12 protein-coding genes are annotated in these 12,563 nt (G+C 38.7%); 1 reads left to right on the forward strand and 11 read right to left on the reverse strand.

The window, feature by feature from the left end; translation table 11 throughout:
* Positions 1-158: 158 nt before the first annotated feature.
* Together rny and recA are read right to left on the reverse strand one after the other, a co-directional pair.
* On the reverse strand, positions 159-1,718 hold the full coding sequence (rny, locus tag ACIQ7T_RS00520; protein ID WP_370075166.1) for a ribonuclease Y: 1,560 nt from the start codon (positions 1,716-1,718) through the stop codon (positions 159-161).
* A gap of 645 nt (positions 1,719-2,363) precedes the next feature.
* The gene (gene recA, locus ACIQ7T_RS00525; RefSeq protein WP_370075167.1) at positions 2,364-3,428 is read right to left on the reverse strand and encodes a recombinase RecA; all 1,065 of its coding nucleotides are present in this window, start codon (positions 3,426-3,428) and stop codon (positions 2,364-2,366) included.
* Between the two features lie 225 nt (positions 3,429-3,653).
* On the opposite strand from recA, the gene ACIQ7T_RS00530 reads away from it, so the two are divergent.
* Positions 3,654-3,878 carry a hypothetical protein gene (locus ACIQ7T_RS00530; RefSeq protein WP_402868084.1) on the forward strand — a complete coding sequence of 75 codons (225 nt, stop codon included), beginning with the start codon at positions 3,654-3,656 and terminating at the stop codon, positions 3,876-3,878.
* 4 nt (positions 3,879-3,882) lie between these two features.
* Here the strand turns inward: ACIQ7T_RS00530 and ACIQ7T_RS00535 are convergent, their stop codons facing one another.
* From ACIQ7T_RS00535 to ACIQ7T_RS00575, 9 genes are all read right to left on the reverse strand, one after another.
* Entirely contained in the window at positions 3,883-5,139 is a 1,257-nt protein-coding gene (locus tag ACIQ7T_RS00535; protein WP_402868086.1) for a competence/damage-inducible protein A, read from the reverse strand.
* A gap of 17 nt (positions 5,140-5,156) precedes the next feature.
* Positions 5,157-5,735, reverse strand: coding sequence for a CDP-diacylglycerol--glycerol-3-phosphate 3-phosphatidyltransferase (pgsA, locus tag ACIQ7T_RS00540; protein ID WP_370075169.1), 579 nt, complete (start codon positions 5,733-5,735; stop codon positions 5,157-5,159).
* Between the two features lie 47 nt (positions 5,736-5,782).
* Positions 5,783-6,697, reverse strand: a complete 915-nt coding sequence (locus tag ACIQ7T_RS00545; RefSeq protein WP_370075170.1) for a helix-turn-helix domain-containing protein — start codon at positions 6,695-6,697, stop codon at positions 5,783-5,785.
* Between the two features lie 25 nt (positions 6,698-6,722).
* Positions 6,723-7,511 carry a DUF3388 domain-containing protein gene (locus ACIQ7T_RS00550; protein WP_142507413.1) on the reverse strand — a complete coding sequence of 263 codons (789 nt, stop codon included), beginning with the start codon at positions 7,509-7,511 and terminating at the stop codon, positions 6,723-6,725.
* Positions 7,512-7,739: 228 nt separating this feature from the next.
* Positions 7,740-7,997: a DUF3243 domain-containing protein gene (locus tag ACIQ7T_RS00555; RefSeq protein WP_370075171.1), complete on the reverse strand. Its 258-nt coding sequence runs from the start codon at positions 7,995-7,997 to the stop codon at positions 7,740-7,742.
* 44 nt (positions 7,998-8,041) lie between these two features.
* Positions 8,042-8,770, reverse strand: a complete 729-nt coding sequence (gene ymfI, locus ACIQ7T_RS00560) for an elongation factor P 5-aminopentanone reductase (protein ID WP_370075172.1) — start codon at positions 8,768-8,770, stop codon at positions 8,042-8,044.
* Positions 8,767-10,068, reverse strand: coding sequence for an EF-P 5-aminopentanol modification-associated protein YfmH (gene yfmH / locus ACIQ7T_RS00565; protein ID WP_370075173.1), 1,302 nt, complete (start codon positions 10,066-10,068; stop codon positions 8,767-8,769). Before yfmH ends, ymfI begins: the two co-directional genes overlap by 4 nt.
* The gene (yfmF, locus tag ACIQ7T_RS00570) at positions 10,065-11,336 is read right to left on the reverse strand and encodes an EF-P 5-aminopentanol modification-associated protein YfmF (RefSeq protein ID WP_402868090.1); all 1,272 of its coding nucleotides are present in this window, start codon (positions 11,334-11,336) and stop codon (positions 10,065-10,067) included. Before yfmF ends, yfmH begins: the two co-directional genes overlap by 4 nt.
* Before the next feature lie 260 nt (positions 11,337-11,596).
* Positions 11,597-12,562 (reverse strand): ABC transporter permease, encoded by a 966-nt coding sequence (locus ACIQ7T_RS00575; protein ID WP_370075175.1) that lies wholly within the window; start codon positions 12,560-12,562, stop codon positions 11,597-11,599.
* Position 12,563: the final 1 nt, after the last annotated feature.

Here is a 12,563-nt window from a genome sequence, read left to right on the forward strand (position 1 = left end):
TTAATTGCTAAAGTTTTCAGTGCTTCATTAATATGAAAAACATTTCGAGCCCGCAATCCGCGACAAGGTTTTCCTGTGATTATCTAGTACAATTATCCACCTAGCATATCGACTCGAAAATTCTATTCTTTCTTTTGAAATAAAATCTATTAATGATTTTATTTCGCATATTCCACGGCACGTGTTTCACGAATAACCGTTACTTTAATATGACCTGGATAATCAAGTTCTTCTTCAATTCGCTTACGGATATCTCTCGCTAAGCGATGTGAAGCTAAGTCATCAATTTTTTCAGGTTGTACAATTATACGGATTTCACGACCAGCTTGAATCGCAAAGGATTTTTCTACGCCATCATAGCTTTCAGAAATTTCCTCTAACTTTTCAAGTCTGCGGATATAGTTTTCAAGCGTCTCACTTCGAGCACCTGGACGAGCTGCTGATAACGCATCAGCTGCAGCCACTAATACCGCGATGACAGATGTTGCTTCTGTATCACCATGGTGAGAAGCAATACTGTTTATAACGACCGGATGTTCCTTGTATTTTGTTGCCAATTCCACACCGATTTCGACATGGCTACCTTCAACTTCATGGTCAATTGCCTTACCAATATCATGTAATAAGCCTGCACGGCGAGCTAATGCTACATCTTCACCAAGTTCAGCAGCGAGCAAGCCTGCTAAATATGCGACCTCAATTGAGTGTTTTAGAACGTTTTGTCCATAACTTGTACGATATTTCATGCGGCCTAAAATCTTCATTAAATCTGGATGTAAATTATGAATGCCAATTTCAAATGTTGTCTGCTCACCTGTTTCGCGGATTTGTTCATCCACTTCACGTCGAGATTTTTCTACCATTTCCTCAATTCGAGCAGGGTGGATGCGGCCATCCTGTACAAGTTTTTCAAGTGCAAGTCGAGCCGTTTCACGACGAATTGGATCAAAGCCTGATAAAATAACCGCCTCTGGAGTATCATCAATAATTAAATCTATACCTGTTAACGTTTCCAAAGTACGGATGTTACGACCTTCACGACCAATAATACGACCTTTCATTTCATCATTTGGCAAGTTCACGACAGATACTGTTGTTTCAGCAACATGATCCGCTGCAAAACGTTGCAGTGCCAGTGATAAAATTTCACGTGCTTTTTTATCTGATTCTTCCTTCGCACGTGTTTCAGCTTCCTTCGTCATCACAGCAATATCAGTTGTTAGCTCTTTTTCTACTTCTCCTAAGATAATAGCTTTTGCTTCATCTCTAGTTAAAGCAGAAATTCGCTCTAGCTCTGATTTTTGCAAGGCAACGAGCTCGTCCACTTTGCTTTCCATCTGTTCCATATGCTGTTGTCTTTCGCTTAGCGCTTGTTCTTTACGCTCTAAGCTTGCTTCTCTCTTATTTAGAGCATCATCTTTGCGATCAAGATTCTCTTCTCTTTGCAATAAACGGTTCTCTTGTTTCTGAAGTTCTGAACGACGTTCACGAATGTCATTTTCTGCTTCAGTACGAAATTTGTGAGTTTCATCTTTGGCTTCAAGTAGTGCTTCTTTCTTCAATGCCTCCGCTTCTCGTTTTCCTTCTTCAACGATTGTTTCAGCGACATGTTTAGCACCAGTGATTTTTGAGTCATTCACTTTTTTCATGTAGATATAGCTAACAGCGGCACCAACGATGAGTCCAAGCAAAGCGGAGATGATAGTAATTCCATCCATATGAACACCTCCTCTTGCTATTTGGGTATTACAGTTTCAGTCGGCGCATACATCAATTTCGCCTCGGCATACTAATTGTGTCTCAGATTTTGAAATGTTTAGGTCTGCACGAGGAGCCGACACGATGTCGGGCATTCGGTATAGTCACGGGAAGTGGCGTTTTACCGATGCAGATACGTCAGCCGTTTTCGCAGGATGCGAAAATCTAAGGCTACCTTCTTATTATTCATTTCTTTCAAAATCCATAACATCTGCCAGAGTCTTCATCTTCACTTAAAATGAAGTCAGAATGTACTGCCTATTTAAAGTCATAATTCAGAAATTATACATTTTTAATTGTATAGCTAGCCTTAAGCTCTGTCAAGGATAGTCGGGCATCTGTTCGCCCTCTAAAGAGAAAAAGTAAGTCATATCCATTAAGAGAATTAATTACCTAATACTTTTACACTAATGCTTATTTTAACTTTTATCATTAATGCGTAGAAGCAGTACTTAGGAATTATTTTAAAAAATGGCATACACGACTTTTGAAGATGAGCCAAATATATGGATAACCTAACAAATATTATAAAACCATATTCTCCAATATGTGTAAATAAAAAATGCATTGCTCACACTATAAAGAGTGGGAACAATGCATTTATATTATTCATCTTCAAGAAGAAGCTTTAATTCCTCATCCATATCTTCCTCTTCATCATGCGCAGCAATTGTGTAAGATGAAGATGCAATACCGTAAGAAGCACGGATTTTATTTGCGATGTCGTCTAGTACTGCTGGATTTTCTTTTAAATACTGTTTAGCATTTTCACGACCTTGACCTAGGCGCTCATCACCGTAAGCATACCAAGAACCGCTTTTTTGAACGATGTCTAGTTCAACACCTAAATCAACTGTTTCGCCCTCTTTTGAAATTCCTTCACCGTACATAATATCAACTTCAGCTGTACGGAATGGTGGTGCCACTTTGTTTTTGACAATTTTAATTTTTGTACGGTTACCCATAATGTCATTGCCTTGTTTAATAGCTTCCGCACGACGAACCTCTAAACGTACTGAGCTGTAGAATTTAAGCGCACGTCCACCAGGTGTTGTTTCTGGGTTTCCGAACATAACACCAATTTTTTCACGAATTTGGTTAATGAAAATGGCGATTGTTTTTGATTTATTAATAGCACCTGAAAGCTTACGTAAGGCCTGAGACATTAAACGGGCTTGTAAACCAACATGCGAATCACCCATATCTCCTTCGATTTCCGCTTTCGGAACTAATGCTGCTACGGAGTCAATAACGATGATATCGATAGCACCACTACGTACTAATGCTTCTGCGATTTCAAGCGCCTGTTCTCCTGTATCTGGTTGAGATAATAGAAGTTCATCAATATTGACGCCTAATTTTTGTGCGTAAATTGGATCTAGTGCATGCTCAGCATCGATAAACGCTGCTTGTCCACCATTTGCCTGTACTTCTGCAATGGCATGAAGAGCAACCGTTGTTTTACCTGATGATTCAGGGCCATATACTTCAATAATACGTCCACGTGGATATCCACCAACACCTAATGCAGCATCAAGTGCTAGCGAACCACTTGAAGATGTAGCGATTTCTAAATCAGTCTTTTCGCCAAGTTTCATGATGGAACCTTTACCAAAATTCTTTTCAATTTGTTTTAACGCCTGTTCTAAGGCAGCTTTACGATCACTCATTCATTTTCCTCCTTCGAAAACTGTTCACTGTTTTTCTCTATCTCTACTATACTTGTTTTTGAGAGAAGACGCAAGAAAAAAGCGAACGTTTATTCGTTTTTCTTCAAAATAAAAATTTGGGTAACTTTCCATTACCCAAATTTCTATTTTCAACTATATTATGGATTACCACCAAAACGTGTGGTTGATTTCCGTTCCGACTGGGCGCTTTCCTGGGGGCGTCCGATGAGCCGCTTCACTCGCGTTGCTCGCTCCAGGGTCTCGGGCCAACACGATGTTGGTCACGAAGGCGTTATCACAGGACGTGATGATTTTAGCCTTCGTTCCTCTATTGCTAATCCCCAAGGAGTCGCCCAGCCTCCACTCCAATCAACTTATTTACATAGTAGACGTTTTAACAAAAGTCATCCGCAACTTTTGGGGATGAACCTATATTATGCCGGGGCATAATTGATTAACGTTTTTTAAAGCCTCTTTCTTCCAAAAGCTGCATTAAATAATGACAAGTAAATTTCGCCGCACGCAGTCGATTTGTATTACGCATACCCGATAAATGCAGTAAATACGTTATTGGTTTTTCATCGCCAATGGCAATACCTATCCAAACCGTTCCCGCTGGTTGATGATCATGGGCTGTAGGACCTGCCGCACCTGTTAATCCAATACCAATATCCGTATCAAGCTTTTTACGTACAGCACTTGCCATAGCTGCTGCACATTCACTGCTTACAATCCCATGTGTAGTTAAAAATTCCTTTGAAATACCGAGTTGCTTAATTTTAGCCTCTTCCGTATACGTAACAACGCCACCAACAAGGGCATCTCCTACACCTGGTATTTCAGCTAATTCTGACTGAAATAAACCTGCTGTTAAACTTTCTGCTGCAGAAATTGTTAACTTATTATCTAGTAACATTTCTACTGTTTTAGAGGCAAGAGAATCATCATCTATACCGTATTGATAGTCCCCAACAAGCGCTTGAATCTCAGCTACCTTAGCGGCAATAAGATGCTGCGCTTCTTGCTCCGTTTCTGCTTTAGCTGTTACACGTAATGTAACCTCGCCGTCAGAAGCAAGTGGAGCAACAGTTGGATTTGTTTGCGCATCTAAAATATGTTGGACACGAACCTCAAGCTCCGCCTCTCCAATGCCATAAAAACGCATAACATGCGATGTAATTACCTCTCCAGCATTTAACATCGCACCGAGTTTTGGCTTTGCTTCAAACTGGAACATTGGCTCAAGCTCTTTAGGTGGCCCCGGAAGTAAAATATACGTACGTTCATCCTTTGTTAATATCATGCCAGGTGCCATGCCGTGATGGTTTGCAAGCACCTCACTACCCGCTAGTATTAAAGCTTGCTTACGATTATTATCCGTCATTGGACGTCCTCGTTTGGCAAAAAACTGCTCAATATTAGCCAGTGCGATATCATCAAAATCGAGAGAAACGTCAAGATGACGCGCAATCGTTTCCTTTGTTAAATCATCCTTTGTAGGACCAAGCCCACCAGAGAAAATGATTAAATCAGCACGAGTCTCTGCAATGGAAATGGCCTCTTCTAAACGTTGTGCATTATCTCCAACAACAGTGTGATAATACACATTTATCCCTAATTCGGACAACTGACTAGAAATAAATCTGGCATTTGTGTTCGAAATCTGACCAAGCAATAACTCTGAGCCAACTGCAAGAATTTCAGCATTCATGATCCTCAAGACCTCTCTTATTTAGACTCAAGTAAGGCACGTCGATTTAGATAGAAATAATCCCATCCAGACCATAGCGTAAAGAACAATGCAATATATAGCATAATTGAATCGAATCGAAAACCGATAAGTGTAAAGACTGTATTGTGTAAAAGTGCTGCTCCGATGGCCACAATTTGGGCCCATGTTTTAATTTTACCAAGCTGGTTCGCCGCAACAACTTCTCCTTCACCTGCCAATATTAAACGAAGGCCAGTTACTGCAAATTCACGGCTAATAATAATAATTATTATCCATGCAGGCGCCATATCAAGCTCTACCATTAAAATAAAAGCTGCTGAAACTAGCAACTTGTCAGCAAGTGGGTCTAAAAATTTCCCAAATGTTGTCACAAGATTGTACTTACGTGCATAATAACCATCCACCCAATCAGTCGCTGAAGCAATAATAAAAATGAGTGCACCTACAAAATGATGAACAGGCATCGTCGCACCGAATAGTGACATTGTTCCCCAGCCAAAATCAAACATCATAACAATGACAAAGAACGGGATAAGTAAGATTCGAGAGATGGTAATTTTATTTGGAATGTTCATTTTTCTAACACCTTTCATGATGAAAGAAAGTAGTCATCACTAGATGACTACTGTTCTTTATTGAAATTGATGACGATGTTTTGCGTTACAATTTGCTGTGCATACGTTAAAGGCTCGTCATTAATGTATACTTTAGCTTGCGCTGAATTACCTAAGCGGATACGGGCGTAATTTTGAGATGTTGCGTCGAATTCTACTACTTCTCCTGCATTATAGACACGAGTATCTGATAGTAATTCTTGTTGCTGTTGGTTTCGAATACCGATAAATGTAGGACCGGATACTTCAATACGTATTTTAAATGCGTCTGCACCTGTTAACGTATAAGAAGTTGTAGCACCATCCGCTTCAATAGCCCCAGCTGAAATCGATTGCTTAACCTCTTCAGTTTGCTTTTCATCAGGTGTTTCCTGTGCTGAATCTTTTGAATCTGCTGAGTCTTGTTTGTTATTTGTTTGAGCTTTTTTCTCTTTTTCTTTTTCTTTTTCTGTATCTATTGGTTTTGCTTTTGTATCATATTCTATTTCTGATGGAGTATCTTCCATAACATCTGGCACTGCTTTATTTTTAGACTGCATTAGCACCCAAATCACCACAATAATGACAATGATAAATAAACCAACGATTATTTTCGGCATTGCTTCCATCATTTTAGTAGAAGGGCCTTTTGAAACTTTTCTTCTACTTGGACTAGTCGTCATCGATTGACTTACTTGATTGTTTGGAGTACCTGGTAGCTCGCTTTTATAAGTTTCTAAAAGCTCCTCTGCGTCCAAGCCAACAGCGTCTGCATATTGTTTAATAAAAGCTCGTACATAAAACGAACCAGGCATAATCGAATAATTGCCTTCTTCAATACCTATTAAATAACGCTTTTGAATTTTTGTTATTTCTTGTAAATCGTCTAAGCTGTAGCCTTTAGACAGTCTCGCCTCTTTCAGTCGAGTCCCTAATTCTGCCACTCATAACACCTACTTTAATATCAAATTAAAAATTAAATCCACCAAATGAATTAGATTCGGACATCATTTGGCTTTTTTCCATTATTTCATACGTAATTTCTTCATCTGGGTGATGACGCAATTCAATGATATAATCAAAGTCCTCTATCTTATATTCTGAATGCTGAACAAACATGTCTGGATGCTCGATGACCTTAATGGAAGGCATACTCATCATTTCACGCACTAGTTGCAAATGTCGCTCATCAGACGAACGACGTGTCACAATGCCATCTAATATAAAAATATTATTGTCACTGAATTCATCACCAGCAAGTTTATTGCGAACAGTTTGCTTAATCATTGTAGACGATAAAAAAATCCATTTTTTATTGGCACATACACTTGCCGCTACAATCGATTCAGTTTTTCCAACACGAGGCATTCCACGTATCCCAATAAGCTTATGCCCGTCTTTTTTAAAGAGCTCAGCCATAAAGTCAACTAAAATACCAAGTTCATCTCGTACGAAGCGGAAGGTATTTTTTTCATCTGCATCTCGTGGAATATAATGACCGTGCCTAATGGCTAAACGATCACGGAGCTTTGGTTGTCGAAATTTGGTAACGTTAATATGTTCCATTGTCGAAACAATTGTACGAAAACGCTCAATTGTCTCATCGTTGTCTGTATGCACTAACATACCACGTCGATCCTCATCGACACCATTTATTGAAATAATATTGACACGAAGCATCCCTAAAAGTGAAGCAATATCTCCTAATAATCCAGGGCGATTCACCTGAATTTCATATTCAAAGTACCAATCGCTCAAACACACTCGTTCCCTTCCTATTAGTTAACGTAAAAAATCCTTTATAAGTTCCATCATAGCTGATTTTTTATGTAATGGAAAGTTAGAATACGTGGAATTATGGCGTTATTTTTAAAAACTTACTATTTTTTTTTTGAACACACAGAATAGGCTTACATACGTTCCCTTTTCAATGCAAAAATCCTCTTTTATACAGAAAAAAAAGAGGAGATAGTTCTCCTCTTCGTTTTACTGCACAGGCTTATTTTCTACAAGTTTAATGACACAATTCGCCAATGCATGTTTTTCTTCTTCAGAGGCAACGCCCCATAAATCCGACAGCACTCGCTCTTGTTCATTTTTAGGATCGACATTTGTCGCCAAATATTCTCCAATTTGTACAGCAGCTTGTTGGATCATTTTCGTTGGCATCCCACTTGATTCTGCTCGCATAACATTTTGACCTAAAAACGATGTCCATTTTTGCCAGTTTTCTAAAATAGTCATATGTTTCTCCTCCTTTACACATGTAGTATGTGCAAAAAAGAACATTATATGTACCAGCCACCGTTTAATCGAATAACTTGTCCCGTTACATAATCTGCTTTTCCAGAAAGATAGAAACGTACCATTTCAGCAACATCCGTTGTTTGTCCAGTTATACCTAGTGGAATGTCCTCTAAAATATATTCAAGTTCCTCTTCGCTTAAATGATTGTTCATCGAGGTATTAATAAAACCAGGTGCAATGGCATTAACACGAATACGTGATAGTGCGGCTTCTTTCGCATATGACTTCACAAAAGCATGTTGGGCGCCCTTCACAGTTGCGTAAAGTGCTTCACCAGCCGATCCAGCTTCTCCCCAAATTGAACCAATAAAAAGCACATAGCTGACATCATGAGCGCGTAGCTTTGATGACAGCAATGCCGTCAGACGCATTGGATTTTGTACATGGACACGCCATAATGCATCCATATCCTCCACCGTAGTATCTTCAAGCAGAGAATAATGTGCTTGACCATTTGCAAAGACAATCGCTTGCACATTAAAAATTTGTGATGCTAGCAATTGTGCCCCGGACGCTTTCGAAAAATCTCCCTGTACAAGCATAAACTCCTGTGCAGGGAAACTTTCTGAAAGGGAGCAGTATAGAGCCTGTGCTGCTTTTTCATTGTTTGAAAAGTGTATGTAGATGGACCAACCATCTTCTGCCAGACTTCGACAAATAGCACGGCCAATCTCACCCGATGCACCTAAAACGAGGGCAAACTTTTTCACTGTACGCCCTTTTCTGTAGGTAAAATTTTAAAGACAGTTTGTTGAGATTCACCTTGAACTGAAGAAAATGCTTTTTTCAAATCTTCAATCGTTAGTTCTTCTAGTACAGGCACAACATCGAACAAATTCATATCATTAAACGAATAACGTGTAAATTGGTTGGCGATAAATTCAATAGAGTTCAGTGCACGTAGGAAGAAACCTATTTTTTTACGTTTTACTCGTTCTAAATCGGCACTTTCAAAATGTGCATCTCTATCATACTTTGCTAATTCTTCCTTAATAGCTTTCTCTAATGCAGCCGGGTCTGTAGAATCTGAGCCAATCATAGCAAATCCAAAGCCATTTTCTAACGTGAAATCAAATGCATACGTTTCATCGATTAATCCATCGTCATAGACGGTCTCATAAAATTTAGATGTACGTCCAAAAATAAGTTCAAGTGCAATTTGAACAGACAGCTCATGTTTTAACATGTCACGCCCAGAAAGATTTGTTTCTTTCGCTTTTAAGCCGATATAGACCTTAGGCTTTTGTACATCCATATGCAACTCACGTTCTTTAATAGCAACATCTGTCGGTTCTTGATCGAAGAAACGTTGAATTGGTGTTGGTTCAGGGAATTCTTTTTTGTCTTGATTGTCACGAATAAACGTCATCATTTCATTAGGATCTACTGCACCAATGACAAACAATAACATATTGGACGGATGATAAAATGTATTGTAGCACGTATATAAATGGTCCGCAGTAATGCCATCAATCGACTCTATTGTACCAGCGATATCAATTTTCACTGGATGATTATGATACATATTTTCGATTGTACCAAAATATAGGCGCCAATCTGGTTGATCGTCGTACATCGTAATTTCTTGACCAATAATGCCCTTCTCCTTATTAACAGTTGCTTCTGTAAAGTAAGGCTCTTGAACAAAATTTAATAATGTTTCTGTGCTGTTATAAATATTGTTCGTCGAAGAAAATAAATACGCTGTACGTGTAAATGATGTAAAGGCATTGGCTGAAGCACCGAATTCACTAAACTTTTGGAAGACATCTCCATCTTCTTTTTCAAACATTTTATGCTCTAAGAAGTGGGCAATGCCATCTGGTACTGTAATGCTTTCAGTTCCACCAATTGGCACAAATGTACGGTCAACAGAGCCGTATTTTGTGGTGAACGTTACAAATGTTTTGGAAAAGCCTTTTTTCGGTAATATATAGACGTCTAAGCCATTTTCTAATTTTTCATAATACAATGTTTCATCTAATTGTTTGAATTCAATTGTTTTCATTGTGCGGCTTGCTCCTTTCCACATAAGAAATAGACCGCTTCTAGCTGTACTTGCTTCGCCATTTCAACAATATCTTGCTTTGTCACAGCTTTCCATTTATTTGCCCAAGCTTCAACAGAGAACTCCTCGGGTAAATCTTTATATTGGTCAAAAATTTCTATTTGTCCTCGGGCAGAATCCAATGCTTCTTTTAGCTGATTCGTCAGCATTGCTTTTGTTTGCTCTATTTCCAAATCTGTAATATCGCCCGCTTGCATAACAGCAAGTTGTTCCTTAATTAGTGATAGCGCTTTTTCTTCATTCTTTGGTTCAATCCCAGACACAACAAAGACTAAGCCATAATGTGATGCAAATGAGCTAGACGCATAGTAGGCTAAGCTTTCCTTTTCACGAACATTCATAAATAATTTGGCGTGAGGGTAGCCACCGAATACGCCATTAAAGATTTGCATTTTGGCGAAATCAGCGTCACCAAATCGTACTGGTGTACTAAAGCCAATATGCATCTTTCCTTGCTTCATTTCTTGTTGTTCACGTACATAATCATTTTGCGGATGCTGTTGTGGAAGTACAGCAGGAATTTCTTCAGGTGTACGATCATTAAACGGCAGCGCTTCTTTTAGTTTCGCTACGATTTCGTCTTCATTGATATCACCCGCGACATAAATGTCTATTTTATCGTTAGCAAGCATGGATTGATATGCTTCAAACAATGATGTAGGGGTAATTTGTTGAATGTCCTCGACAGTTCCATTAGCAGAAATAGAGGCCGGTTCATTCGGACGTAATATTTGTTGAATGCGTTGCTGCGCAAAACGAGATTTATCGTCAAAAATGGACTCAATACGCTGAATGACTGTTTTCTTTTCACGTTCCACAATCGATTCCTTAAATACACCATTTTCTAAATTCGGTTCAAATATTGCTGTGTGCAATAAATCAAGTACCTCGTTTAAAACACTTGCATTTGCCAAATAATGATCATTAACGGCTTCTACATTCATCAGTACTGTATGTTCATTACCACGTTTAGATGTGTCAAAATATAACACTGTGCCATACAAGTCATCCAAGAAACTTCGGAATGCAGCGGTTGTCTTATATTTAGCATTACTGTGTTGCAATACATTTGTTAACACTGTACGTTCAGACGCATTTGTCGCCGTTAAAGCTCTTCTCCATTTAATTGAAAAATTTACGGTTTTAAATTGGGTCGTTTGTCGGATATGCAAATTGACACCTTTCGCTAAAGGTATTGTTTTAAACATATATAGAACCCTCCTTATCTTTCTTAATATAACAAAGTACTACACATACTATACATGTCTATTGTCTATAATTGCAAAAAGAATCCAAAGTATGTATATGAAATGTATAGAAGTTACTTTTATTGATTGATGAACCTGTTCATATTAGCAAATAAAGATCATCCTCCAACCATTATTTTCCCAAACACTTGAGATATGTACAAGGAAAAAGACTGAGCATTTTCGCCCAGTCTTTAGTGTCAACAATTATCTGTTTGTTATTAGCGTTTCCCTTTTATATAAGGTTGGCCACTAGCTTTTGGTGCATTTGCTTTACCGATAAATCCTGCTAATGCAAAGATCGTTAAGACGTACGGTAAAATTTGTAGGTACACAGCAGGAATATCTTGAATATAAGGAATTCCGCTTCCTGCAACACTTAACGTTTGTGCTACTCCGAAGAATAAAGCAGCACCTAATGCACCGATCGGATGCCATTTACCGAAAATCATTGCAGCAATGGCCATAAAGCCTTGGCCCGCAATTGTTGCATGTGAGAAATTGCCTGCAATTGATTGCGCGTACACTGCACCACCAAGACCACCTAATGCCCCAGAGATAACAACAGCAATATAGCGCATTCTATTAACGTTTACACCCATCGTATCTGCAGCCATTGGATGTTCACCGACAGCGCGTAAACGTAACCCAAATGGTGTTTTATAAATGATAAACCATGCTCCAAAAGCTACTGCAAAAGCTAATATCGATGTACTGTAGACATTTTGGAATAATAATGGACCAAAGAACGGTATGTCCTCTAAATAAGGGATAGCGAAACGATTTATTGCATAGGTTTGGTCAATCATATCTGTTTGACCTTTATCATAAATCATTTTTACCAAGAATACAGATACCGCTAAACCTAATAAGTTGATAGCAACCCCCGATACTGTTTGATCGGCACGGAAGGAAATAGACGCAACTGCATGGAGAAGTGAGAAGATTCCCCCAATAATGAAAGCTGCCAGCATTGCCATCCAAATTGTTGCTGAACCGAATGTTGCAGCATATTCTAAATTGACATAAATACCAACAAATGCGCCAACAATCATTAAACCTTCTAATCCGATGTTTACTACACCAGAACGTTCAGAGAATACACCACCGATTGCTGTAAAAATTAAAGGTGTTGCATAAAGAATCGCCGAAGGGATGATGAAATATAACATTTCTAAAAAGCCCATG

It is taken from the genome of Lysinibacillus sp. NPDC096212, assembly GCF_044763105.1.
Taxonomy (GTDB): Bacteria; Bacillota; Bacilli; order Bacillales_A; family Planococcaceae; genus Lysinibacillus.

Coding starts and splice junctions, on each gene's coding strand:
- rny (WP_370075166.1), bottom strand. CDS start 1,718: ATGGATGGAATTACTATCATCTCCGCTTTGCTTGGACTCATCGTTGGT.
- recA (WP_370075167.1), bottom strand. CDS start 3,428: ATGAGTGATCGTAAAGCTGCCTTAGAACAGGCGTTAAAACAAATTGAA.
- ACIQ7T_RS00530 (WP_402868084.1), top strand. CDS start 3,654: ATGAGCCGCTTCACTCGCGTTGCTCGCTCCAGGGTCTCGGGCCAACAC.
- ACIQ7T_RS00535 (WP_402868086.1), bottom strand. CDS start 5,139: ATGAATGCTGAAATTCTTGCAGTTGGCTCAGAGTTATTGCTTGGTCAG.
- pgsA (WP_370075169.1), bottom strand. CDS start 5,735: ATGAACATTCCAAATAAAATTACCATCTCTCGAATCTTACTTATCCCG.
- ACIQ7T_RS00555 (WP_370075171.1), bottom strand. CDS start 7,997: ATGACTATTTTAGAAAACTGGCAAAAATGGACATCGTTTTTAGGTCAA.
- yfmH (WP_370075173.1), bottom strand. CDS start 10,068: ATGAAAACAATTGAATTCAAACAATTAGATGAAACATTGTATTATGAA.
- yfmF (WP_402868090.1), bottom strand. CDS start 11,336: ATGTTTAAAACAATACCTTTAGCGAAAGGTGTCAATTTGCATATCCGA.
- ACIQ7T_RS00575 (WP_370075175.1), bottom strand. CDS start 12,562: ATGGGCTTTTTAGAAATGTTATATTTCATCATCCCTTCGGCGATTCTT.